Source organism: Roseateles toxinivorans (assembly GCF_004362525.1).
In the GTDB taxonomy this organism is placed as follows: Bacteria; Pseudomonadota; Gammaproteobacteria; order Burkholderiales; family Burkholderiaceae_C; genus Paucibacter; species Paucibacter toxinivorans.
In genome coordinates, this window is the sequence record NZ_SNXS01000015.1 from 1 (window position 1) to 23,862 (window position 23,862).

At 67.3% G+C, this 23,862-nt stretch carries 23 protein-coding genes; 7 read left to right on the forward strand and 16 right to left on the reverse strand.

From position 1 onward, the window contains the following. Nucleotides 1–95: 95 nt before the first annotated feature. The gene (locus DES47_RS26620) at nucleotides 96–758 is read right to left on the reverse strand and encodes an alpha/beta hydrolase (protein ID WP_133703823.1); all 663 of its coding nucleotides are present in this window, start codon (nucleotides 756–758) and stop codon (nucleotides 96–98) included. A gap of 53 nt (nucleotides 759–811) precedes the next feature. Between DES47_RS26620 and DES47_RS26625 the strand changes: the two genes are divergently transcribed. The 3 genes from DES47_RS26625 (at nucleotide 812) to DES47_RS26635 (ending at nucleotide 4,372) form a co-directional block, all read left to right on the forward strand. Beyond that, entirely contained in the window at nucleotides 812–1,648 is an 837-nt protein-coding gene (locus DES47_RS26625) for an AraC family transcriptional regulator (RefSeq protein WP_133703824.1), read from the forward strand. Between the two features lie 14 nt (nucleotides 1,649–1,662). Continuing rightward, on the forward strand, nucleotides 1,663–2,658 hold the full coding sequence (locus DES47_RS26630) for a DMT family transporter (protein WP_133703825.1): 996 nt from the start codon (nucleotides 1,663–1,665) through the stop codon (nucleotides 2,656–2,658). Nucleotides 2,659–2,770: 112 nt separating this feature from the next. After that, nucleotides 2,771–4,372: a S41 family peptidase gene (locus DES47_RS26635; protein ID WP_243748478.1), complete on the forward strand. Its 1,602-nt coding sequence runs from the start codon at nucleotides 2,771–2,773 to the stop codon at nucleotides 4,370–4,372. Nucleotides 4,373–4,408: 36 nt separating this feature from the next. On the opposite strand, the gene DES47_RS28865 is transcribed toward DES47_RS26635, so the two are convergent. From DES47_RS28865 to DES47_RS26675, 8 genes are all read right to left on the reverse strand, one after another. Continuing rightward, nucleotides 4,409–5,155 carry a hypothetical protein gene (locus tag DES47_RS28865; protein ID WP_208115133.1) on the reverse strand — a complete coding sequence of 249 codons (747 nt, stop codon included), beginning with the start codon at nucleotides 5,153–5,155 and terminating at the stop codon, nucleotides 4,409–4,411. An 80-nt stretch (nucleotides 5,156–5,235) separates the two neighbouring features. Next, nucleotides 5,236–5,853, reverse strand: a complete 618-nt coding sequence (pssA, locus tag DES47_RS26645; protein WP_133703826.1) for a CDP-diacylglycerol--serine O-phosphatidyltransferase — start codon at nucleotides 5,851–5,853, stop codon at nucleotides 5,236–5,238. A gap of 40 nt (nucleotides 5,854–5,893) precedes the next feature. Further along, entirely contained in the window at nucleotides 5,894–7,558 is a 1,665-nt protein-coding gene (locus tag DES47_RS26650; RefSeq protein WP_133703827.1) for an alkaline phosphatase family protein, read from the reverse strand. 46 nt (nucleotides 7,559–7,604) lie between these two features. Beyond that, on the reverse strand, nucleotides 7,605–8,690 hold the full coding sequence (locus tag DES47_RS26655) for an adenylate/guanylate cyclase domain-containing protein (protein WP_133703828.1): 1,086 nt from the start codon (nucleotides 8,688–8,690) through the stop codon (nucleotides 7,605–7,607). Nucleotides 8,691–8,790: 100 nt separating this feature from the next. Continuing rightward, entirely contained in the window at nucleotides 8,791–10,038 is a 1,248-nt protein-coding gene (gene glcF / locus DES47_RS26660) for a glycolate oxidase subunit GlcF (protein ID WP_133703829.1), read from the reverse strand. Nucleotides 10,039–10,050: 12 nt separating this feature from the next. Continuing rightward, nucleotides 10,051–11,139, reverse strand: a complete 1,089-nt coding sequence (glcE, locus tag DES47_RS26665) for a glycolate oxidase subunit GlcE (RefSeq protein WP_133703830.1) — start codon at nucleotides 11,137–11,139, stop codon at nucleotides 10,051–10,053. Then, on the reverse strand, nucleotides 11,139–12,629 hold the full coding sequence (locus DES47_RS26670) for an FAD-linked oxidase C-terminal domain-containing protein (protein WP_133703831.1): 1,491 nt from the start codon (nucleotides 12,627–12,629) through the stop codon (nucleotides 11,139–11,141). Before DES47_RS26670 ends, glcE begins: the two co-directional genes overlap by 1 nt. Beyond that, a complete protein-coding gene (locus DES47_RS26675; protein ID WP_166652194.1) occupies nucleotides 12,626–13,174 on the reverse strand; it encodes a MarR family winged helix-turn-helix transcriptional regulator in 549 nt (182 codons plus the stop codon). The genes DES47_RS26670 and DES47_RS26675 overlap by 4 nt, the downstream gene beginning before the upstream one ends. Nucleotides 13,175–13,254: 80 nt before the next feature. On the opposite strand from DES47_RS26675, the gene DES47_RS26680 reads away from it, so the two are divergent. Next, nucleotides 13,255–14,229: a tripartite tricarboxylate transporter substrate-binding protein gene (locus DES47_RS26680; protein ID WP_425057490.1), complete on the forward strand. Its 975-nt coding sequence runs from the start codon at nucleotides 13,255–13,257 to the stop codon at nucleotides 14,227–14,229. A 61-nt stretch (nucleotides 14,230–14,290) separates the two neighbouring features. Then, nucleotides 14,291–15,853: a sulfatase-like hydrolase/transferase gene (locus DES47_RS26685; RefSeq protein ID WP_133703834.1), complete on the forward strand. Its 1,563-nt coding sequence runs from the start codon at nucleotides 14,291–14,293 to the stop codon at nucleotides 15,851–15,853. Between the two features lie 58 nt (nucleotides 15,854–15,911). Here the strand turns inward: DES47_RS26685 and DES47_RS26690 are convergent, their stop codons facing one another. The 6 genes from DES47_RS26690 to DES47_RS26715 all read right to left on the reverse strand — a co-directional run bounded on the left by DES47_RS26690 (nucleotide 15,912) and on the right by DES47_RS26715 (nucleotide 20,351). Further along, the gene (locus tag DES47_RS26690; RefSeq protein WP_208115134.1) at nucleotides 15,912–16,286 is read right to left on the reverse strand and encodes an iron chaperone; all 375 of its coding nucleotides are present in this window, start codon (nucleotides 16,284–16,286) and stop codon (nucleotides 15,912–15,914) included. Between the two features lie 64 nt (nucleotides 16,287–16,350). Further along, a complete protein-coding gene (locus tag DES47_RS26695; protein WP_208115135.1) occupies nucleotides 16,351–16,695 on the reverse strand; it encodes a tautomerase family protein in 345 nt (114 codons plus the stop codon). A 105-nt stretch (nucleotides 16,696–16,800) separates the two neighbouring features. Further along, complete coding sequence (locus tag DES47_RS26700; RefSeq protein ID WP_133703837.1) at nucleotides 16,801–17,355, reverse strand: DUF1697 domain-containing protein; 555 nt, start codon at nucleotides 17,353–17,355, stop codon at nucleotides 16,801–16,803. 80 nt (nucleotides 17,356–17,435) lie between these two features. After that, the gene (locus DES47_RS26705; RefSeq protein WP_133703838.1) at nucleotides 17,436–18,611 is read right to left on the reverse strand and encodes an FIST signal transduction protein; all 1,176 of its coding nucleotides are present in this window, start codon (nucleotides 18,609–18,611) and stop codon (nucleotides 17,436–17,438) included. A 10-nt stretch (nucleotides 18,612–18,621) separates the two neighbouring features. After that, nucleotides 18,622–19,329: a PhaM family polyhydroxyalkanoate granule multifunctional regulatory protein gene (locus DES47_RS26710; RefSeq protein WP_133703839.1), complete on the reverse strand. Its 708-nt coding sequence runs from the start codon at nucleotides 19,327–19,329 to the stop codon at nucleotides 18,622–18,624. A 47-nt stretch (nucleotides 19,330–19,376) separates the two neighbouring features. After that, nucleotides 19,377–20,351 carry a TraB/GumN family protein gene (locus DES47_RS26715; protein ID WP_133703840.1) on the reverse strand — a complete coding sequence of 325 codons (975 nt, stop codon included), beginning with the start codon at nucleotides 20,349–20,351 and terminating at the stop codon, nucleotides 19,377–19,379. A 47-nt stretch (nucleotides 20,352–20,398) separates the two neighbouring features. Here DES47_RS26715 and DES47_RS26720 point away from each other — a divergent pair, with 47 nt between their 5' ends. Together DES47_RS26720 and DES47_RS26725 are read left to right on the forward strand one after the other, a co-directional pair. Further along, the gene (locus tag DES47_RS26720; RefSeq protein ID WP_133703841.1) at nucleotides 20,399–20,812 is read left to right on the forward strand and encodes a VOC family protein; all 414 of its coding nucleotides are present in this window, start codon (nucleotides 20,399–20,401) and stop codon (nucleotides 20,810–20,812) included. Nucleotides 20,813–20,900: 88 nt separating this feature from the next. Continuing rightward, the gene (locus DES47_RS26725) at nucleotides 20,901–21,923 is read left to right on the forward strand and encodes an STAS-like domain-containing protein (RefSeq protein ID WP_133703842.1); all 1,023 of its coding nucleotides are present in this window, start codon (nucleotides 20,901–20,903) and stop codon (nucleotides 21,921–21,923) included. Here DES47_RS26725 and DES47_RS26730 read toward each other — a convergent pair. Next, the gene (locus tag DES47_RS26730; protein ID WP_133703843.1) at nucleotides 21,920–23,827 is read right to left on the reverse strand and encodes a bifunctional 2',3'-cyclic-nucleotide 2'-phosphodiesterase/3'-nucleotidase; all 1,908 of its coding nucleotides are present in this window, start codon (nucleotides 23,825–23,827) and stop codon (nucleotides 21,920–21,922) included. The genes DES47_RS26725 and DES47_RS26730 overlap by 4 nt on opposite strands. Between the last annotated feature and the right edge of the window lie 35 nt (nucleotides 23,828–23,862).

Consider the following 23,862-nt stretch of genomic DNA (forward strand, 5'->3'; position numbering starts at 1 on the left):
CCCCAGTCCAAGACTTGCTTGCTTCATGACCTGAATCGTCGCAGCCATTCAAGCTTCGCGGTAGCTGATTTGCCCGGGGGTTGTGCAGACCCTCCCTAGTTCAGCACGCCCAGCAGCCAGCGATTCAGTGCGGTGATCTCCTGCGGGTGGACCGCGTGCTGCATGTCGTAGGCCTGCCATTGCGGCTTGTAGCCCAGGCGCTGCAGCTCGTCGCGGGCGGCCTCGGCGCGGTTGATGGGCACCACCGGGTCCTGCCGGCCATGGGCCAGAAAGATCGGCACATCGGCGTTCGCTTCGCTGCGCTCGGCCTCGGTCGTGCTCAGCAGCGGCAGATAGCCCGACAGGCCCACCAGTCCGGCCAGGCGCTCGGTGTGGCGCAGGCCCGTCAGCAGGGCCATGGCGCAGCCCTGCGAGAAGCCCATCAGCACGATGCGTGAGGCCGGTATGCCGCGGGCCACTTCCTGGGCGATCAGGGCGTTGATGTCCTGCTGCGAGGCGCGCAGGCCGGCCTCGTCTTCCTGGCGGTCTATGGCCGTGCCGCGGATGTCGTACCAGGCGCGCATTGCATAGCCGCCATTGATCGTCACCGGGCGCACTGGCGCATGGGGCAGCACGAAGCGCACGCCGCCGACGGCCGCCAGGTCCAGCTCGTCGCAGATAGGCTCGAAGTCATGGCCGTCGGCGCCCAGGCCATGCAGCACGATGATGGTCGCGCGGGGGCTGTCGCTGGTCTGAACTTCGATGGTTTCAAGCGTCATGTTCGGTCTCGAGTCTGGATGTCGGCGCAGTGTGCCATGCCATCATCCGCCCCATGCATTCCGAGTTCGAGCACGCCAGCGACCAGGCCCGCTACCGCCGCCCTGCGCATCGCGCCGGGGTGGAGCTGTACCACGCCAGCATCCTGCGCCACCGCTTCGAGCCGCACACCCATGAGGCCTACGGGCTGGGCGCCATCACCGATGGCGTGGGGCGCTTTCGCTGGCACGGCGGCGAGCATCTGGCGCCGCGCGCGACGCTGATGCTGATGAACCCCGATGACATCCACACCGGCCAGGCCGAGACCGAGGCAGGCTGGGGCTACCGCATGGCCTATCTGGATGTGGGCCTGCTGGGCGAGCTCAGCGGCGAGCCGGGCTGGTGGTTCGACGCGGCGGTGGCTCACGATGCGCACAGCGCCACCGAGGTGGCGGGGCTGATTGCCGGCCTGTGGCACAGCGCCGATGGGCTGGACTTCGACAGCCGCCTGCTGCTGCTGGTGCAGGCGCTGCGCCGCCATGCCCGCATGGGCGGGCCCGAGGCTCGGGCCGATGCCGCGATGCGATTTGCCCCGGTGCTGGACTTCATGCGCGCCCATCTGCACGAGACCGTGACCCTGGACCAGCTGGCCGCCGTGGCCGGTTTGAGCCCCTTCCACTTCCTGCGCAGCTTCAAGGCCCAGCGCCATGCGACGCCGCAGCAGGTCCTGATGGCGATGCGGCTGATACAGGCCAAGCGGATGCTGGCGCTGGGCGAACCGCCGGCCGGGGTGGCCGCCGCCGTGGGCCTGACCGATCAGGCCCATCTGAACCGCGCCTTCGCCTGCCGCTACGGCATCACGCCGGGTCGCTACCAACAGCAATTGGGTACAAGACCGCACCGCCAGCCCTGAGCCACACTGTGTCCATGTGGATAGGAACCTCGTTTGCACTTGCCGCCGGCCTGATGTGGGGGCTGGTCTTTGTTGCGCCCCTGATGCTGCCCGACTACCCGGCGGCCCTGCTGTCATTCGGTCGCTATCTGGCCTTCGGGCTGATCGCCCTGCCGCTGGGCTGGCTGGACCGCAAGAACCTGACCGGCTTCGAGCGCGGCGACTGGCTGGAGGCGCTGAAGCTCTCGGCCATAGGCAATGTGCTGTACTACCTGTGCCTGGCCGCCGCCATACAGCGCGCTGGTGGTCCGTTGCCGACGATGATCATTGGCACCTTGCCGGTGGTCATCGCGATCAGCTCGAACCTGCGTGACGCCAAGCGCGACGGCCGTCTGCCCTGGGTGCGGCTGGCACCGTCGCTGGCCTTGATCGCCGCGGGCATCGCCTGCGTCAACCAGGTCGAGCTGGAGCATCTGCGTGCGCAGACCGATGTGGACCTGGGCCGCTATGCCAGCGGCGCCTTGCTGGCCCTGGTGGCCGTGGCCTGCTGGACCTGGTACCCGATGCGCAATGCCGACTGGCTGCGCACCCATGCCCAGCGCAGCCCGCGCAGCTGGGCTACGGCCCAGGGGCTGATGACACTGCCGCTGGCGCTGGCCGGCTACCTGGGGCTGTGGCTGTGGAGCGCCGTTGTCGGCACCCAGCCCTGGTCGGCCGACGCCGCTTTTGCGATGCCGCTGGGCCCGCGCCCGCTGCCCTTCATTGGCCTGATGCTGGCCATAGGTCTGTTCGCCTCCTGGCTGGGCACGCTGTGCTGGAACGAGGCCAGCCAGCGCCTGCCGACAGCCCTGGTGGGCCAGCTGATCGTGTTCGAAACGCTGGCCGCCCTGGCCTATGCCTTCATGCTGCGCGGCCAAAGTCCTGCACCGCTCACCTTGGCTGGTATTGGCTTGCTGGTGGCCGGTGTGATGTGGGCGCTGCGCATCAAACCGGTGGCGGCCGAGGTGGAAGCCGCGGGCGGCGCGCATTGATGCCGATTTCCTGAAGCCGAGAGGCAAAAGCCTGGCCCGGCCCGATTAAAGTCGGGGCTGCGGCGACACGGCTGCGACAACGCCACAGAGCGTTTCTCAGGGAGGGATCACGATGATGCAAGACATGGCCTGCGCCTTTTCGCGCAGTGGCTCGGCGTTCGCGCTGAGCCTGGTTCTGACAGCCTGCGGCGGTGGCGAGGCCGGCACGCCGGTGTTCGGCCAGGCGGCGCAGAGGCCCGATCCGGTGCAGCCCGCCCAGCCGGTCCAACCCGATGCCCTGCCGGCCAGCACCACGGTGGCCCAGCAATGTTCGCCCGACAACCCCCATGCCGATGCCGCGAACCGCGGCGGCAGCCTGAGCCGCGAGAAGCTGTGGCTGCGCGCCTACTTCGACGAGGCCTATCTGTGGCGCGAGCAGGTGCCCTACGTGAATGCCGACGCCTATGTCAGCAGCGATGTGCCGGCCGCGCTGAACGCCTACTTCCATGCGCTGAAGACGCCCCAGGTCACGCCCTCGGGTGCACGCCGCGACCAGTTCAGCTTCAGCTACCCGACCCAGGAATGGGAGCAGCTGTCCCGCGGCGGCGTATCGCTGGGCTATGGGCTGGAGTGGACGCAGACCATCAGCGCAAGCGCGCGCCGGCTGCGTATCGCCTATGTCGAGCCGGTGGGCCCGGCGGCCCAGGCCGGCCTGCAGCGCGGCGATGAGCTGATCAGCGTCGATGGGGTCAGTGCCAGCGTCGGCGACGCGGCGGGTGTGAATCGTCTCAACGCGGCCCTCTATCCGGCCGCAGCGGGCGAGGCCCATGGTTTTGTGTTCCAGCGCAACAGCGGCGGCCAGCTGAGCGTCACGCTGAGCAGCGCGGCCAGCGTCAAGCAGCCGGTGCTGATGCGCCAGGTATTCGCCGCCACCGACGGTCGGCAGGTCGGCCATATGGTGTTCAACGACCATATCGCCCCGGCCGAGGCCCAGCTGATCGAGGCGGTGGAGTTCTTCAGACAGCAGGGCGTCAGCGATCTGGTGCTGGACCTGCGCTACAACGGCGGCGGCTTCCTCTATCTGGCCAGCCAGCTGGCCTACATGATCGCCGGCCCTGCACCCACCGAGGGCAAGGTGTTCGAGCAGCTCAGCTTCAACAACCGGCGCCAGGCCGACACGCAGAGCGCCCGTGCACGCACGCCGTTCTACAACACCTCCTGCCTGCTGGTCGGTGACAACTGCACCTCGGAGCGGCCGCTGCCCAGCCTGGGTCTGAAGCGGGTCTATGTGTTGAGCCAGGCCGGCACCTGCTCGGCCAGCGAGGCCATCATCAACGGCCTGCGCGGCGTCGATGTCGAGGTGGTGCTGATCGGCGGGCGCAGCTGCGGCAAGCCCTATGGCTTTGCCGGCAAGAGCAACTGCGGCATCTCCTACTTCCCGATGGAGTTCGTTGGCGTCAATGCCAAGGGCTTTGGCGACTATGCGGATGGCTTTGTGCCGGCCGGCAGCGGCGGCAACGGCGTGCCCGGTTGCCAGGTCGCTGACGATTTGCAGCATGCCCTGGGTGACCCGCAGGAGGCCATGCTGGCCGCTGCGCTGGTGCACCGCATCAGCGGCCAGTGCCCGCCGCGCAGCCTGGCCCATGCGCAATCGGCGCCGGGCGCGGCCGACGGGTCAGCCTGGGAGCTGCGGCGCTCGCCGCTGCGCAGCAACCGCTTCCTGTTGCCGCGGTGAGGCTGGGGTCTGGCCGGGAGGCCGACCCCGTGACCATCAGCTGCCCTTTTTGGGACGACCAGCCTTCAGCTGCAGCAGCGAGTCCAGTGTGGAGCGCAATTGCTTGTCGCCCATGGCGGCCAGCGACTGCAGGCCGGCGCGCAGCAGCTCGCTCTTCTTGGTCGAGCGCTGGAAGCTCATCGCGCGTTCCTTCAGGCGGTCGATCAGCTCGAAGTCGATGCGCGGCATCGTGAAGCTGTCACGCACCAGCTTCAGCTTGGCCTTGGCCTCGTCCTGGAAGCTGGGTTTGGCGACCGGCTTGGCAGCCGCTTTGGCCCTGGCCTTGGGGGCCGGCTTGGCCACCGGTTTTGCGGCGGCTTTGGCGGCAGGCTTCGCTGCGGGCTTGACAGCGGCCTTGGCGACGGGCTTAGCCACGGCCTTCTTCACCGCGGGCTTGGCGGCAGGCTTTGCCACCGGCTTCGCCACGGCCTTCTTGGCTGCTGTCTTGGCTGCAGCAGCGGGCTTGGCCACGACGGCGGCCTTGACGGCCTTCTTGGGGGCGGCCTTCGGTGCGGCGACCGGCTTGGCGGCGACAGCCTTCTTGGCTGCTGGCTTGGCTGCTGGCTTGGCAGCGGGTTTGGCGGCCGGCTTGGCCTCAGCCTTGACTTCGACCTTGGCGGTCGACTTCTTCTTGGCTGCGGGCTTGGCGGCCGGCGTCGGTGCGGCGACGGGTGCGGCGGCAACGGCCTCGTTGCCGTTCGCTGCTGCGGGGGCCTCGGTGGCCGGGGTGTTGGTGTTTGCCATGGTGCGTCCTCGTGAATAAATCGTATAAACGATTTACACCATATCACGAACAGCCGCGCCCAGGCCAGTGGGCGGCGCCTCTAGATCTTCGGAATCCTGATCCGGCTGACCATCAGCGAGCCGGAGATTGCGAACATCAGCACCAGCGGGTGCAGCCGAAAGCCCGCGACATGGACCACGCCGAACCACAGCTGATCTCCCAGCGCGCCCTGCCAGGCGGCCAGGGCCAGCACCATCACCAGGCCCATCGAGGTGGGTATCGGCGTGCCCTCGAAGTACTTGACCTTGCCGTCGTCGCCGGCCAGCTCCTCGGCGGTGACGTTGTAGCGCGCCAAGCGCGACACACCGCAGGCCACGAAGAACACCAGGATGATGCGGTCGTACAGGCCCTGCATGCCGCAGCCATAGGCGATTGCCGCCGGGGCCACGCCGAAGGAGATCACATCGGCCAGCGAGTCCAGCTCGCGGCCCATCGCCGAGCTCTGCTGGCGCCAGCGGGCGATGCGGCCGTCAAGCACATCGAACACCAGGGCCACCGGAATCAGCGCGCAGGCGAAGTAGATGTGCATCACCTCGCGGGTCTGCAGATAGGACATCACCGCAAACAGCGCGCCGACGCCGCAGAAGGCGTTGGCCAGGGTGAACCAGTCCGCAAGGTGGAACTCGCGGATCATCGAAAACGGTTTGGGTCGATTCATGGGCGCAAGGATAGTCCACCCACACCCGACGGTCTTGCGCCTACCGGGCTGCGGCAGGCAAGGGCAGCGCCTTGCCCTCGGATTGGGCCGGCGCGCGCAGGCCCAGCAGCCGGCTCAGGGTCGGGGCGATATCGGCCACCTCGACGCGGGTGTTGATCTGGCCCTGGCCGATCCAGCGCGGGCCGTAGCTCAGGATAGGCACATGGGTGTCATAGGCATGGGGGGTGCCATGCGAGCTGCCTCCCACCCGTGAGCTGATCAGCCAGTTCGGCTTGACCACCACCTGCAGCGAGCTGGCGATATCCGGGTGCCAGGACTTGCGCATCGCCGCCAGGTAGGGCGTGCTCACGTCCTGGCCCAGATACTGCTCGCGGGTGAACACATCGGCGATGCCATCCACCTGCAGCAGCAGGGTCTTGGCCTCCTTGTCGACAGCGGCCGGATCGACCTTCTTTGCCGCGATCAGCTTGCTGTCGAGCAGGATGCCGCCGCCCGACCAGCCCAGCGCCCATTTGCCCTCGCCGAACTTCTGGGCCAGGCCAGTGTTCAGCCAGGCCAGCGTCTGGCTCGGGTTCAGCCGGCCGGCGTTGAGGCCCTGGCTGCTGCTCCATTCCGGCGTGTCCACGAAACCATGGTCGGCGGTCAGCACGGCCACATAGTTGCCAGCGCCCACCTTCGCATCCAGATAGCGGAAGAAGGCCTGCAGATGCTGGTCCAGCCGCAGCATATGGTCATGCGACAGGCGCGACTCGGGCCCGAAGGCATGGTTCACATAGTCATGGCTGGACAGGCTGATCGAAAGAATGTCAGGGATGTCGTCCTGGCCCAGCGCCTCGCCCTCGATCGCCGCGCGGGCGAAGGCCAGGGTCAGCTCGTCGGCAAAGGGGGTGGCCAGCAGATTGCCGTAGAACAGCGGGCCTGGTTTCTCGTGCTTGTCGCCGATCAGCGCCGGCAGCTTGTTGCCATTGCCGCTGTTGACCTGCCAGGCCTTGCCGTCAGGCACCGAGCGGGCATAGGCCGCCTCGGGTAGGAGCGCGGTCCAGCTCTGCTTGAAATAGGCATCGGCCGGCTTGGCCGCATTGAAGCTCTTGACCCACTGCGGATGGGTCTGCATGTAGTAGCTGCTGCTGGCGAACTGGCCGCTCTCGCTCATATACATATAGGCCGTGCCCAGCTTGCCGGCGGGCAGGATGGCGCCGCGGTCCTTGCCCGAGATGCCCACCACCTTGGAGGCCGGCTGCACACCGCGCAGCACGTCGCCCACTGTCTCGGCACGCAGATTCTTCGGGCTGGTGCCGGCCAGCGGCGCGGTCTTGTTCTCCAGATACTGATGGGCCTCGTCGCCGGTGCAATAGACCGGCGCGCCGGTGCTCGGGTTGCGCCATTCGTTGCTGATGATGCCGGTGCGATGCGGATAGGCGCCGGTCAGCATCACCGCGTGGCCGGCCGCTGTCACGGTGTGGCCATGGCCGTAGTGGGCGTCGGCGAACCAGGCGCCGCGATCGAGAAAGCGTTTGAAACCGTCCGGTGCCAGCTGGTCGCGGTAGCCGGTGACCTGGCGCATCGGCAGGCCGTCGATGACCATGAAGACCACCAGCTTGGGCGCCGCCGCGGGTGCGACCGGCGCGGTTGCAGTGCCGCAGCCGGCGAGCATGAGGGCCAGGACGGCGATCGAGAGATGAGGGCTGAACAGTGCTTGTTTCATGGGCGGGGCTTTCGTCGGAATGCGGCGAGTGTGCCGCAAGGGCTGACTACTGCGCCGCCACCAGCAACTGCACAAACAGCTGGATGTGCATATTGGTGTCGGGGTTCACCGAGGTGAACTCCAGACCGGCGAAGAAGCCATCGGCGTCCTGGCCGACCTTGACCACCTTGGCGTAGATGTCCGAGGCGTGGTAATCGACCAGGTGCAGGTCGAACTCGAGCTTGACGTCGGTGTGCACGTCCAGCCCATGGTCGAGCTCGACCAGCACGCCGTGGTAACCGATGTCGCGGATGCGGCCCTTGATCGAATAAGGCAGGACGATCTTGTTCTGGATCGCGTGCAGCACGCAGGGCAGCTTGACCTCGACGCGGTGGCTGCGCCGGATTTCCTGGCGCGGCACGCGCAGATCCAATGAGGGTATCGCCAACAGCTCGCGCAGCCGCACGACCTGGGCCTTGCCCTTGACGAACACCTCCATCGGCTCGCTGACCTCGATGTAGTCGACGCAGCGCTGGCAGGTGGTCTCGCTGATCAGCACCTGGCCGCGCAGGCTGAAGGCCTCTATGCGCGAGGCCAGATTGACCTCGTCGCCGATCACCGTGTACTCCGAATAGGCGGCCGAGCCGAACTTGCCGGCCATCACGGTGCCGGTGTTGATGCCAATGCCCATATAGAGCTCGGGCAGTCCCTCGGCGAGATGCTCGTCGTTCAGCGCATGCATGGCCACCTGCATCTCGATCGCACAGGCCAGCGCGCGCTTCACATCATCGGCATGCTCCAGCGGCGCGCCGAACAGCACCATGATGGAGTCGCCCATGAATTTGTCTATAGTGCCGTGGTGGCGGAACACGATCTCGCTCATGCGGCCCAGGCACCGGTTCAGCATGCTGATCACGACGCCCGCCGGTTGCGTGGCCGACATCGCGGTGAAGCCGCGCAGATCGGCCAAGACGATGGTCACCTCGCGGCGCACGAAGGAAAAGTCGCTGGCGTCCAGCGGCTGCACGCCGCAGGCTCGGGCCACCGCCGCCTCCATGTCCATCGCGGCGGCATGATCCAGCGGCGCGCCGGTTTCGCGCGCGATGATGGCCTGCAAGTGCCGTACCGCTTCCTTGGCTGGGTCGTCTTTCATCCGGGTCTGGGCTTGAGGTCTGGCTCTCGCTGAACAAGTGACATATTGTGTCAGGCCTGTGTGACCGCGAGACTACCCATTCACCCGCAGTAGGTCTTCATCAATGGGGTAGGGCCTCGTCCAACACCTCGACCCAATGCATCACCGGCGTCGTCGTGCCGCTTTGCAGGTGCTGGATGCAGCCGATATTGGCCGATACGATGGCCTGTGGGTTCGTCGGCGTCAGCTGGGCCAGCTTGCGGTCACGCAGCTGGTAGGCCAGCTCGGGCTGCAGCACCGAGTAGGTGCCGGCCGAGCCGCAGCACAGATGGCTCTCGCTGGCGGCCAGGCGTACCTCGAAGCCCAGCGCAGCCAGATGCGTCTCGACGCCGCCGCGCAGCTGCTGGCCGTGCTGCAAGGTGCAGGGCGGATGGAAGACCAGCTGCCTGCGCTTGATTTGCGTCAAGCGCGGCTTCAATCGGGGTGCGATATCGGCCAGCAGCTCGCTGAGGTCACGAGTCAGGGCGCTGATGCGCTGGGCCTTGTCGGCGTAGGCCGGGTCATGGGCCAGCGCACGGCCGTAGTCTTTCACCGTCACGCCGCAGCCCGAGGCATTCATGACGATGGCCTCGACCCGGCCCTGCTCGGTCAGTCCCTGAACCAGCGGCCACCAGGCATCGATATTGCGGCGCATGTCCGCCAGGCCGCCCTCGTGGTCATTCAGATGCGAGCGGATCGCGCCGCAGCAGCCGGCGCCATCGGCCACCAGGGTCTGGATGCCGGCGGCGTCGAGCACGCGGGCGGTGGCGCTGTTGATATTGGGCGCCATCGCCGGCTGCACGCAGCCCAGCAGCATCAGCACCTTGCGCTCGTGGCGGCGGCTGGGCCAGCGGTGGGCGGCGGAGGGGCTCTTGGCCGGCACCTTGTTCTTCAGGCTCTGCGGCAGCAGCGGGCGCAGCAGCTGACCCAGCTTCATCGCCGGGCCGAACAGCGGCGAGGTCAGGCCCTCCTTCAGCAGCCAGCGCTGCGCCTTTTCGGCAGCCGGCCGCTCGACCTTGCGCTCGACGATCTCGCGGCCTATGTCCAGCAACTGGCCGTACTGCACGCCCGAGGGGCAGGTCGATTCGCAATTCCGGCAGGTCAGGCAGCGGTCCAGATGCTGCTGCGTGCTGCGCGTGACCTCGGCGCCTTCCAGTACCTGTTTCATCAGGTAGATGCGGCCGCGCGGGCCGTCGAGCTCATCGCCCAGCAGCTGGTAGGTCGGGCAGGTGGCGGTGCAGAAGCCGCAGTGCACGCAGTTGCGCAGGATGGCCTCGGCGGCCTGGCCTTCGCGGGTGCCCTGGAACTCGGGCGACAGAGTGGTTTGCATGGGGTGCCAGGGTCAGAGGGACGTGTACAAACGGCCGGGATTGAAGATGCCCGCCGGGTCGAAGGCCGTCTTCAGGCTCTTGTGTATGCGCATCAGCGACGGCGCCAGCGGCGTGAACACGCCACCCGATTTGTCCTTGGCGCGGAACAGCGTCGCGTGGCCACCGGCGCGCAGCGCCGCCTCGCGCACCTGTGCGCCGGGCAGGGCGGTGGTCAGCCAGCGCTGGGCGCCGCCCCATTCGATCAACTGTTCGCCGACCAGGGCCAGCGGCGGCGCGGTCTGCGGCAGGCTCAGCCGCCACAGCGCGGCACCGCCCTCGACGGCCCGTTCGGCGCCGATGAAGAACTCGTCCTGCTGGTGGCGCAGGCCGCTCCAGAACTGCGCGGCCAGGCCGGCCTCGATCACTTCACCGCCCAGCGCCTTCTGTGCCGCGGCCACCGCCGCCTCGGCGCCGGCCAGGCGCAGCACCAGCGCACCATCCCACCAGGCGCTGGCATGCAGCGGCAGCGGCTTGCCGGCCCATTCGTTCAGCTGCACCAGGGCCTGGCCCTCGGCCATGTCGAAGCGCAGGGTGGCGGTGGCGGCCGGCCGCGGCAAGACCTTCAGCGAGACCTCCAGGATCACGCCCAGAAAGCCCATCGAGCCCGCCAGCAGTCGCGACACGTCGTAGCCGGCGACGTTCTTCATCACCTGGCCGCCGAAACTCAGCACCTCGGCGCGGCCGTTCAGCAGCGTGGCGCCGAGCACGAAGTCGCGCACCGAGCCGACGCTGGCACGAGCCGGACCGGCCAGGCCGGCGCTGACCATGCCGCCCACCGTGCCCCGGCCACCGAACAGTGGCGGCTCGAAGGCCAGGCACTGGTTCTTCGCGGCCAGCAGTGCCTCCAGCTCGGCCAGCGGGGTGCCGGCGCGCACGGTGACGACCAGTTCGCTCGGTTCGTAGCTGCTGATGCCGCTCAGTGGCGTCAGATCCAGCGGTTCGCCCCTTGGTGGCTCGCCATAGAAATGCTTGCTGCCATGGCCGCGCAGGTTCAGCGGCGTGCCGCTGGCCAGGGCGGCCTTGACCTGGTCTATCAAAGTCTCTTGCGCGATGTCGCTCATCAAAACCTCGGAATCTCGGCAAAGGCCAGCATGCCGCGCTTGACATGCATGCGGCCATATTCGGCGCAGCGCTGCAGCGTCGGGATGACCTTGCCGGGGTTGAGCAGGCCGGCGGGGTCGAAGGCGGTCTTCAGCGCCAGCATCTGCGTGCGCTCCTCGGGCGAGAACTGCACGCACATCGAGTTCAGCTTCTCGATGCCGACGCCGTGCTCCCCGGTCACCGTGCCGCCCATGGCGACGCTGGTCTCCAGGATGTCGGCGCCAAACAGCTCGCAGCGGTGCAACTGGTCGGCATCGCTGGCGTCGAACAGTATCAGCGGGTGCAGATTGCCGTCACCGGCGTGGAAGACATTGGCGCAGCGCAGCTGATACTTCTTCTCCATCTCTGCAATAGCCAGCAGGATGTCGGCCACGCGCTTGCGCGGGATCGTCGAGTCCATGCACATGTAATCGGGGCTGATGCGGCCGCTGGCCGGGAAGGCGTTCTTGCGCCCGCTCCAGAACTTCAGCCGCTGGGACTCGTCGGCGCTGACCTCCATGCGCGTGGCGCCGCTGGCGGCCAGCACGGCCTGCATGCGGGCGATCTCCTCTTCCACCTCCTCGGGTGTGCCATCGCTCTCGCACAGCAGGATGGCCTCGGCCGTCAGGTCGTAGCCCGCATGGACGAAGTCCTCGACGGCGGCGGTCATCGGCTTGTCCATCATCTCGAGACCTGCCGGGATGATGCCGGCGGCGATGATGCTGGCCACCGCGTCGCCGGCCCGGCGCACATCGTCGAAGCTGGCCATGATGCAGCGCGCGATCAAGGGCTTGGGCACCAGCCGCACCAGCACCTCGGTGATCACGGCCAGCATGCCCTCGCTGCCGACCATCACGCTGAGCAGGTCCAGGCCCGGCACGTCCAGCGCCTCGCCGCCGAACTCTACTGGCAAGCCGTCCATCGTGAATCCGCGCACGCGCAGCACGTTGTGCAGGGTCAGGCCGTATTTGAGGCAGTGCACGCCGCCGGAGTTTTCGGCCACATTGCCGCCCAGCGTGCAGGCGATCTGGCTGCTCGGGTCGGGGGCGTAGTACAGGCCCATCGGCGATGCCGCCTCGCTGAGCGCCAGATTGCGCACACCGCACTGCACGCTGGCCGTGCGGGCCAAGGGGTCTATGCGCAGGATCTTGTTGAACTTGGCCAGCGACAGCGTCACCCCCATCGCATGGGGCATGGCGCCGCCCGACAGGCCGGTGCCGGCGCCGCGTGCCACCACGGGCACCTGCAGCGCGTGGCAGGCCTTCAGGATGGCCGCCACCTGAGCCTCCGTTTCCGGCAGTGCCACGAGCAGCGGCTTTTGCCGGTAGGCGGTCAGGCCGTCGCACTCGTAGGGCACGGTGTCCTCGTTGCGCCAGAGCAGCGCATGGGCCGGCAGCAGCGGCGACAGCGCGGCGACGATCTCGGCCTGGCGGGCGGCCATACCTGAAGTGGTGGGGAGTGGGGCGTTCATCGTGGCGTGCTCGTTGATTCGGTTGTGCCGTGACGGTCCCGCGTGCCGCCGGCATGGCGCTGCACCGGGCGACCGGGCATCGGGGCATCACGTAGCGTCTGGGCGCGGGACTGGAGCTTGTTCAGCAGCGCGTCGAGCTGGGCCATCTCGGTGGCGTCGAGGTCATCGACCAGGGCCTCGTTGAACGCGCCGGCCTCGGCCATGGCGCGGGCATAGAGGGCATTGCCTTCAGCGGTGGCGCGCACCAGGGCGCTGCGCCCGGCCGCCTGCCGTGACAGCAGGCCGCGCTCAACCAGCCGACCGACGGCGCGCGACACGCGGGGACGGTCCAGCCAGCACAGCTCGGCAATCCGCGATGGCGCAAGAGCGCCCTCTTGCACCACCAGGGCCAGCACATGCCATTCGCGCCGCGTGATGCCCAGCTCTCCCTCGAACAGGCGCACCAGCGGCAGGCCGCAGGTGCGCACCACGCGGGTCAGTCGGTACATCAGCAGGTCTTCCAGCTGCTGCGGGTGCTTCAGACCATAGACGGCTGGTGGGTTCACGGCTTGATTGTTTTCTGCAACTGTGAGGGCCGATGTTAGATTGGTTTGTGCCCCACACCACATACAGCCCAGGTAGAACAATGATGATGAAAAACCGTACGCGTTTGGCCTTGATCGCGGGTGCTCTGCTGGGGGCCATCGGGGGCGCCGGCGCGCAGGCACTGGACGGTGGCCTGCTGAAGATCGTCGTGCCCTATCCGCCCGGCGGCTCCTCGGACCGTGCCGCCCGCCTGGTGGCCGAGGCTCTGCAACCCCGCCTCGGGGTGACGGTGATGGTCGAGAACCGCGCCGGTGCCGGCGGCCGCTTGGCCGCCCAGCAGCTCAGGCGCGAAGGCGCCGAGGCCAATGTGCTGATGCTGGGCAACCCGGCCATCATGGTGGTGGCGCCGCTGGTCTACAAGGACGCAGGCTATGACGCCGACAAGGACTTCGTGCCCGTCTCGCAGATCACCAGCTATGACTTCGGTCTGGCCGTGGCCAGCGCCGTGCCGGTGCGCGAATTCAGGCACCTGGTGGCCTGGCTGACCGCCAATCCGGACAAGGCCAATCTGGGCGTGCCGGCTACCGGCAGCCTGCCGCATTTCTTCGCGCTGATGGTGACCGAGAAGGTCGGCATGGCGCCGCTGGTCGTCGGCTACAAGGGCTCGGCGCCGCTGCTGAACGACCTGATGGGCGGCCATGTGCCGGTGGCCGTGGACACGCTGGACACCCTTGAGCCCCAGCACGAGGGCGGCAAGCTACGCATCCTGGCCGTGTCCAGCGAAAAACGCAGCGCTACCCTGCCCAATGTGCCCACCTTCAAGGAGTCGGGCTTCGACCTGAGCGCCCGCGGGTGGAACGTGCTCTACGCCCCGGCTGCCATGCCTGCGGTCAAGGTCAAGCGCCTGGCCGCCGAGATCAAGACGGTGATGGCCGACCCGCAGCTGCGCGCCAAGTTCACGGCGGCGAAGATGGAGCCGGTGTCGTCGGGCGCCGAGCAGACTTCCGCCATGTTGAAGGCCTACAAGGCGCAGTGGGCGCCCGTGATTCAGAAGTCGGGGTTCAATCCAAACTAATGACTTGGGGACAGACCTTGGCACGCAGTGCCACGCTCTGTCCTCAACTGACTGGAGAACTATGGCAGCCGTCCGCAATGTGCTGTTCATCATGTGCGACCAGCTGCGCTGGGACCACCTGAGCTGCTACGGCCACCCCCATCTGCACACGCCGAATATCGATGCGTTGGCGAAACGCGGCGTGCGCTTCGAGCGCGCCTTCGTCAACTCGGGCGTGTGCGGGCCGTCGCGGATGAGCTATTACACCGGCCGCTACCCCAGCAGCCATGGCGCGACCTGGAACCGCGTGCCCCTGCCCATCGGCGAAGTCACCCTCGGCGAGTACCTGAAGGACGCCGGCCGCCGCCTGGTGCTGGCCGGCAAGTCCCATGTGATGACCGACCATGCCGGGCTGAAGCGCCTGGATCTGGAGGGCGACTCGGCGCTCGGCACCCTGCTGGCCCGTGGGCATTTCGAGGAGATCGACCGCTACGACGGCCATCACAAGCCGGGCAGGGAGAGCGGCTACCCGGCCTTCCTGCGTGCCCAGGGCTATGGCGGCGATGACCCCTGGACCGAGCATGTGATCGCTGCCATTGACGCCCAGGGCCAGGTCGTCAGCGGCTGGAATATGCGCAACGTGCATCTGCCCGCCCGCGTCGCCGAGCCGCATTCCGAAACCGCCTACATGACGGACCAGGCGCTGCGCTTCATGGCCGGGCGGGGCGATGAGCCCTGGGTGCTGCACCTGAGCTATGTCAAGCCGCACTGGCCTTATATGGCGCCCGCGCCCTACCACGCGCTGTACACCCCCGAGCAATGTCTGCCGGTGGTGCGCAACGAGGCCGAGCGAGCGAATGCCCATCCTGTCGTCTCCGCCTACCGCGAGCACGAGGAGAGCCAGAGCTTCGCCCGCGACGACTGCGTGCGCACCGTGCGCCCGGCCTACCAGGGCCTGATCAAGCAGCTGGACGATCACCTCGGCCGCCTGTTCGACCACATGCAGGCTTCAGGGCTGATGGACAACACCCTGATCATCTTCACCGCCGATCACGGCGACTTTCTGGGCGACCACTGGCTGGGCGAGAAGGAACTGTTCTACGACACCGTGCAGCGCGTGCCGCTGATCGTGATGGACCCGAGCGCGGCGGCCGACGCGACCCGCGGCACCGTCGAGTCGCGCTTCGTCGAAAGCGTGGATGTGGTGCCTACGATACTGGAGTCGCTGGGCCTGGAGTTGCCAGCCCACCGCCTGGAAGGCCGCAGCCTGCTCGATCTGCTGCACGGGCATCGGCCGGCGTGGCGCGACACGGTGTTCTCCGAGCTGGACTGGAGCTTCAAGATCGCCCGCCAGCGCCTGGGCTACCGCGTGGATCAGTGCTACGCCTGGTCACTGCGCAACGAGCGCTGGCGCTATGTGTACTGGCTGGATGCGCCGGAGCAGCTCTATGACCTGGCGGCCGATCCCGATCAGTTCATTGACCTCGGCCGTGAGGCCAGCCATGCGGCCCAGCGCCAGGTCTTGCGCAATGAGTTGTTCGACTGGCTGGCGCGCAGGAAGCGGCGGACGACGATGACGCAGGGGCAGGTTGAAGCGTCTACCGGGGCGCACAAGCGCGCCGGGGTCTTCTACGGGCAGTGGTGAACTTGCAGGGCAGACTGTCGCCCCGGCGCCGCAGGGCTGCACGGATTCGCTGCGCCCGTCAGCCTCGCTGCTTCACCTTCTTGCTCCTGCTTTCGGCCTTCGCCGCGTCCTGCTTCACACGCAGCGCAGTGATGCGAGAAATCAGATCGTAAGGCATCGGCTTGTCGAGGGGGAACCGAAGGTTTCCTTTCTCTCCCGCGTAGGGCGCGATGGCCTTCTGGAGGCGTGCATCTCCCGTGATGGGCGGATAGACACCGATGTGATTCTTGAACGCCGCGAAGTAGACAAGAACGCCGTTCTGCTTGACCGCCGGCATTCTGTAGCTGATGACTTCCTGGGCATCAGGTGCGGCTTCGCGAACAACTTGACGTACTCGCTGAAGGATGGCCTGTACTTCCGGCGAGAAGCCCTGGATGTACTCGTCAACACTCACTGGCGCAGCTCGGATTGATTCCATGGCAGCTGGACCTAGGCGATGCGGAACACACACAGCCGAGTCATTGTTGCGGCTGAGCGGCGACTATCATCGCCGGGAAATCGCACATCGGATGCCCGCCACGGATCGCGATGTCTTCCGGTGGCAGTTCATGCAGCTGGATCAGACTGCAATTTCGCGGAATACCGAGCGCTTCGAGGTTGTCAACAACTGCTGTGTAGAAGTGGCGCTTCGCCTCGACCGATCGACTGGCGTGGCCAACAACGGTGATGTTGGTGTAGCGCTCCGGATCGTCGCGATCGGGCGGGCACATGAATCGATGTGAAGGATGGGCCATGAGAATGATGTTCGTGTCGGTCGGTTCGACGCCGAACGCGGTTACCAGCGCGCCCTGTACCGCTTGCATGATCGCGACCTCCTCAGTCTGGGAGTAGGTCTTCCGGACATGGATGTAGGCATTTGGCACAAGTTTTCCTCTGCGCAAAAGGGCTGGCCCGAAAGAAGCAGGCGCTCAGGCGTCGCGTTCACCAGCAAGAGCTTGGAGCTTGAGTACGGTTGCCCAGTTTCTCGTGGTGGCTGGCTTGCCCGCCTTGCCCAGTAGCGATTCCGCAGCCTCGCTTTCCAGTATGCCTGCAGCGCACAGCAGGTACGCGGCATGCTTGCCCACTGCAAACTTTTCGGGAGGTACTACGAGCGACTCCATGGCGGCAAGGCCTGACAGCGCCTTGGTGTCTTGAGTGAATGCGACCAGAAAGCTTGAATGCTGGTGCACCGCCGCGTCAATCGGATTCTCCGAGATGATGGCCTCGAGTTCACGTGCCGACTTGACGATGACGGGCACCTCAACCTTCAGCCGAGATGAGATCGCTGCTGCAATGGTGGCCGAATGCTCCAGCGGCGTGCCAGTGGGAGCGCAGAAAACCGCGTTGCCGCTGTTGAGCAGCGTCGCCACCCCTGTGTAGCCAAGGTCAAAGAGGAGGGCGCGCAGCTCGGCCATGGGAACACGCTTGGCTTTGCCAACGTTGACGCCGCGTAGAAGAGCTACGAATATTGGCACTTGCGACACCTAGCTTTCAAGTTGGGCGGCAGTACGCAGCGTGGCCTGCATTGGCTCCGCGCGCCCAATCTGCCGCAATAAGGATTGGCTCAAGCCGGCTCGGTGAACACCGTCAACACCCCCGTATAGCCATACAAATGATGGTGCGCAATCTCGCCGCCGGCAAAGAAGCCGGCCAGCGGCACATCGCCCAGCGCATGCTTGACGATGGCCAGCTCGGCCGAGGGGCCGCCGAAGTGCGGGCCGCCGCGACCGGTACAGCTGATGTAGATGGCGGCGGCGATGCGGGTGCCGGGTTGGCCGGTGGGCAAGTCCTGGCCCTGGCCCTCAACCTCCTCGCGGATTTCGCTGCAGATGCGCACAAGGTCGCGACGCGCAGCCTCGGTGTTGCGGCGGCAGAAGGTCAGCTGGGTGCCGGTCTCGACCTGTTCGGCAATGGCCAGGCCGCGGTCCAGTGGCGTCAGGCCCAGCAGGTGGCGCACACGGGTGGCGGGACCGAACTGGCCGGTGCGCGGCGTGGCTTCGTCGGGCGCGTCACCGGCATCCACCAGGCCGACCAGGGTCTGGCGCAGCTGGGGCAGGGCCTCGCGGCGGTCCAGCGCGCTCAGGCCCAGATCGCGCAGCAGACAGTCGAGCGCCGGTTCGTCATCGAGTTGGGCGACCCGGTTGCTCTCGCTGCGGGTGATGCGTCGCGTCGGCCCGACCGGCTGGCAGCCCTGGGTGACGCGCGAGATCAGGCTCACCTCGGGGCCGAAGGCCACGCCGGACAGACCGCCCTGGAACAGGCCGTTGGCGATCTGCCAGGCCTGGGTGCGGGCGCTTGCCACCCCGCCGAACAGATAGCCGCTGGCGGTGCGTGCGCCCATCTCCGCAATCAGCTCGGCGGCGTCGGCGGTGCTGGGATCGACATGCACCTGCGCGCTGTGTGCGGCAAACGTGCCCAGGGGCGACCCGCCGGAGAACAGACGGTAGTGGTCGCGCGGCAGATTGCAGAGCAGCAGGCTCAGTGCCGGCTCGTCGAAGTACTCGACGCCGCTCGCGCTCACGCCTATGCCCACGGCGCCGACCCAGTCCACGCCGGGCCAGCGTTGTTGCAGCTCGGCCAGCAGGGCGGGGGCATGAGGCGCGTAGTGGTCGGTCAGATAGACCCAACCGAGTGTGGCAGGCATGGCGGGCTGCTGAGCCCGCTGCGCTTCCAGCTGGGCGGCGGCCAGCGCCAGGGCGATGCGCCAGTCCGGGTGGGTGGCGTGGCCGCTGAGAAACATGAGGCTCGCCTCAGCCGGTGCTGCGCTTGCGCGCGGCGGTTTTCTTGGCGGCCGCGGCCCTGCCGGCGCTGGCCGTCTTCGCCGCCTGCTTGACCATGCCGCCGGCCACTGCACCTGCCACGGCACCGGGCACCGAGGCGGCCTTGCGCAGGGTCTCCCCTGCAGCGTCGAACGATTGCTTGACCATCGCGCCGGCCAGGTTCTTGGCAGCGTCGGTGGCGCTGTCCTTCATCGCGTTGGTGGCCAGCTGGGCAAACTGCTGGCTCAACGCGCCCCACCATTGCATCGGATCGACGGCGGCTGCCGCTGTAACTGCGCTTGCCGGCTCGGCCTTCTTTTCGGGCTTTTCCGCCTTCTTGCCGGCGGCGGGCTGGCCCATCGCGGCGGAGAACACCGGCATCGGGCTGTCAAGGCCGGGCATCTTGATCTTCAGCGTCTCGCTGAGTTCGGCCAACGGCACGTTCATCGACTTGAGGGTGGACAGCGTCATGCGCTGCACCTCCAGCGCCTGTATCGTGGCGCCCATCATGCGCGCGTTCTGTTCCAGCCAGAACTGCACGGTGCGCAACTCTTCGATGCGCTTTTCCAGCTCCTCGGGGTTCAGGGTGGGTGCCACCCATTGACCGATGTTCGGCAGCGAGGAGCCGGCCGTCTTGACCAGGCCCTGCAGAAAGTCGAAGCCGGGAACGAACTTGGTGAAGCTGGATGCGTCGGCCATGGTTGCTGTCTCCGTTTTTTGGAGACCTGAGCCTATCACCGGGCGTGCTATTTGTGCGGCTCTACCCGTTCGACGGTGAAGCCGCGCTCGGCCAGCAGCCTGGGCAGGGCTTGCGGGCCGGTCATGTGCAGTGCGCCCACGGCGGCCAGCAGCGGCTCGCCCTGGGCATGGAGGGCGGCAATGCGTTCGGCCATGGCAGGATTGCGCTCGTCGTTGAGCCGGCGCATGGCCCTGCGGTCGGCCTCGTTCTTGATGCAGTCGCACCAATCCTCGTAGGCCGCCAGCTCGGCCAGGTCGCCTCGGGCCCAGGCCTCGGCCAGGCGCTTCAGCTGAGGGCGCACGCGCTGGCCCTCCAGCAGCTCCAGCGCCTGCTCGGTCGCCTCCAGCGCCTCGGCCGGGGTTTTCGGGATCAGCGCATCGCGCTGTCCCTCGGCCGTTTCCAGGCTGATCAGCGGGCGCTGGCCGGCCTTGGCATAGCCGGCCAGCACGAATTCCTGGCCGTAGGACGGATCCAGCCCGTCCCAGCGGCCGGCCAGCAAGGCGTAGGTCATGACCTGCAGCACCGGATGCATGCTGGCCAGCGCACCGGGCGGCAGGCAGGCCAGCGCGGCCTGGCCGTCCAGGCGGCGCTGCAGGGCCGGGCCAATGACTGGCAACTGCGCAGCCGGGGTGGGCTCGGTCATCACGGCCTGCACCGCCGGGTCGGTGACGTCCAGCTCCAGTGCGAGCACAGCGGTCTGTTGCAGCGCGCGCTGCAGGGCCGGCCCGGGGTAGATCCAGTCCTGCCGGCCGACATGCAGGGTGCCGTACAGATAGGAATTGCGCCCGTCCTTGGCTATGCGCCACAGCACGCCACGATCCTGCGTATCGCGCAGGCCGGCCATCATCTGCTCCTGGCTGGGCATCTGGGCGGTGGGCGGGCAGGTGGCGGGCGGCGCGGCGTGGGTCAGGCCTGCGCAACAGACCAGGCCCAGGCAATAGGCGCGCGCCAGGCGTTTCACATATGCGGCAGGCGATGGCATCGGGTCAGGGTTTCTGGCTAAGCTGCACGGATTATCAAGGAGCTCCCATGCCCAGCCTGTTTCACCTGGCCTTTCACGTACGCGACCTGGACGGCGCCCGCCGTTTCTATGGTGACCTGCTCGGTTGCCAGGAGGGGCGCAGCACCGCGACCTGGGTCGACTTCAACTTCTTCGGCCACCAGATCTCGCTGCATCTGGGTGAGCCCTTTGCCACCACCCGCACCGGCCAGGTCGGCGGCCATCTGGTGCCGATGCCGCATCTGGGCGTGGTGCTGGAACTGCCCGAATGGCAGGCCCTCGCCGAGCGCCTGCAGGCCGCCGGCACCGAATTCGTGATGCCGCCGCAGGCGCGTTTCGAGGGCCAGCCCGGCGAGCAGTGGACGATGTTCCTGCTCGACCCCTTTGGCAATCCGCTTGAAATCAAGGGCTTCCGCTCGCTGGCGACGGTGTTTGACAGCTGATCTGGCCGGAATTGACGGGTAATACTGAATAGTTGAGCCGTCCCGGCCGTGCCAAACTGCCCCGCGCAGCAAATCAGGGAATTCAGTCATGGCACGTGTAGATTTGGCCGCCGTCACCCAGTGGATCACGGTGGCGGTGCAGCAGTTTCCGGGCGACCTGGCCACCCAGGTGGCCGAGCGCCAGGGCGTGACGCGCGCCACCGCGCAGAAGACCCTGAAGCGCCTGATCGAGCTGCAGTGGCTGGTGCGCAAGGGCACGCCGCGCAAACCCATCTACGAGCCCGGCCTCTTGCGCCAGGTGGTGCGCCGCTATCCGCTGGAGGGCCTGGATGAAGACGTGCCCTGGGCGCGCGACTTCGCGCCGCACTTCGCGCTGTCCGACGAGGTGTTCCGCCTCGCCCAGCATGCCTTCACCGAGCTCCTGAACAACGCCGTGGACCACAGCGAGGGCACCAGCGTGACCGTGTCGATGCGCCAGACCGGCAGCCACTTGCAGCTGCTGGTGTCGGATGACGGCCGGGGCGTGTTCAACAAGATCAACGAGGTCTTCAAGATCGACGACCCGGCGATGGCCATGCTGGAACTGAGCAAGGGCAAGCTGACCAGCCAGCCGGAGCGCCACACCGGCCGGGGCCTGTTCTTCACCGCCAAGATGGCCGATGTGTTCGACCTGCATGCCAATGAGACGGCCTACCAGCACCGCGAGTGGGAAGAGGGGCTGTGGCAGCGCGGCCGGCCGGTCTGCCGCTCGGGCACCTCGGTGTTCGTGGCCTTCGGGCTGGAGTCACGGCGCAGCGTTGACGAGGTCTTGCGCCGCTTCAGCGTCGACGGCAAGGGCTATGACTTCGAACGCACCCTGGTGCCGCTGAAGCTGCTGCTGGAGGGCCATTCGGGCCTGGAGTCGCGTTCGCAGGCCAAGCGGGTGGGCGCCCGGTTGCAGCAGTTCAAGCGGGCCGACCTCGATTTCGACGGCGTCAACGATGTCGGCCATGCCTTTGCCGACGAGCTGTTCCGCGTCTTCGCCCGCCAGCATCCGCAGCTGCGCCTTGTGCCGCTGAATATGGGGCCGCGAGTGGCGGCGCTGGTGCAGACGATCATCGAAGCAAGCTAGTCGACGAGTTCGTACAGCGCCGAGCCGTCGCCGTTGTCTTTCACCAGCTTGACCCTGGGTGTGGCCGCCAGATGGGCGATGCCGCCCGCACCCGACAGGAAGCGCAGCTTCACCCCCGGCACCGGCAGCACCCGCCAGTTGCCATCGGCCATCGGGTTGAAACGCTTGATGCCGGCCAGGTACTGAGCCACCGCTTCGCGGTTCTCGTCGGGAGCGTCGACCACGATCTTGCCGGCATTGACGCCCGGGAAATTGCCGCCGCCGTTGGCCCGGTAGTTGTTGGTCACGACCAGGAATTCGGCCTCGTCGGCCACCGGCCTGCCCTGGTGCCGCAGATTGACGATGCGCCGCCCGCCGCCCGTCAGGCGCTTGCCATCGGCGTCGTAGCGCGCCGCCTGGGTGACGTCGATCTCGTAGCTGAGGCCATCCAGTGTGTCGAAGTTGTACGAGCGGAACGTCGGCTCCAGCAGGTCCTGCTCCGGTGTGCCCTTGGGGTCGATCTGTCGGAAGTTGCCGGCCGCCATCTCCAGCCATTCCCGCACCTCGGCGCCGCTGAGCTTCAGCGCCTTGATCGTGTTCGGATAGACGTAGAGGTCGGCCACGTTCTTGATCGCGATCGTGCCGGCCGGGATGTCGGTATAGCTGTTCCAGCCCTGGCGGCCACCCGACTTGAACGGCGCCGAGGCCGACAGCAGCGGCAGCTTCTCGTAGGCGGTGCCCTGCACCGCACGGACCATATAGGCCAGCTGGGCCTGCGACACCACCTGCACCGACGGGTCATCCATGACCAGCGCGAAGTAGCTGTGTATGGGTGCCAGGCTTTGCGCCACCGCGCCGCGCACATAGGCCAAGGTGTCGGCATGCTCGGTGGCAATGGCTGCGGCCACCCGAGGGTCGGCATCCACCAGCGCGCGGCGCGTGGCGCGCTGGTAGATGGGGCGGACCTCGGCGCGGCTGTCCACCACCTTCCAGGCGCCCGAGGCATTGTCCAGGCGCAGATCGATCAAGCCCAGATGGTCGCCCCAACGGCCCGGCATCACCGCCGGCAGGCCGTGGATGCTGCCCCTGGCCAGATCGACGCCGGGGTAGCCGGCGAAGTCCTTGCCCGGAAACTCGGCATGGGCATGGCCCAGCAGCAGTGCGTCTATGCCTGGCACTTGAGCGAGCTGCACGGCGGCGTTCTCGGCGAGCTGGCCCTGGTCGGTCTTCTCCAGCCCGCTGTGGGCGATGGCCACCACCAGCTGGGCGCCCTGGGCGCGCAGCTCGGGCACCAGCCGGCGGGCTGTCTCCACGATGTCTCGGGCCACGACCTTGCCGTCGAGGTTCTGCTTGTCCCAGGTCATGATCTGCGGCGGCACGAAGCCGATCACGCCAATCTTCAGGGCGTGCGGCTGGCCGGCCTCGTCGGTGAAGCGGCGCTCCAGGATCACATAGGGCGTGAAGGCATGCTGCTGCGGCGCATCGGCCCGCATCACATTGGCGCTGACATAGGGAAATTTCGCCCCTGCCATCGCCTGGCGCAAGAAGGGCAGGCCGTAGTTGAACTCGTGGTTGCCGATATTGGCGGCGTCGACCTCCAGCAGGTTCAGGACCTTGTAGGCCGGGTGCACCTCGCCGGCCTTCAGCGGCTTGACCTTGGCCACCACATCGCCCAGCGGGCTGCCCTGCAGCAGGTCGCCGTTGTCGAACAACAGGCTGTTGCGCGCCTCGGCCCGCGCCGCCTTGATCAGGCTGGCGGTCTTGGCCAGGCCGTATTCGTCGGTGAGCTTGTCCTGGTAGTAGTCGTAGTTCAGCAGATTCATGTGCACGTCGCTGGTCTGCAGCAGGCGCAGCTTCAGCTCGGCGGCATGGGCGGTGCTGGCCAGCAGGGCGACCAGGAGCAGGAGGCGTGGTGTGGGGCTCATGGCCGCAATGCTAGCGGCAGATGGGGGGTGGCCCC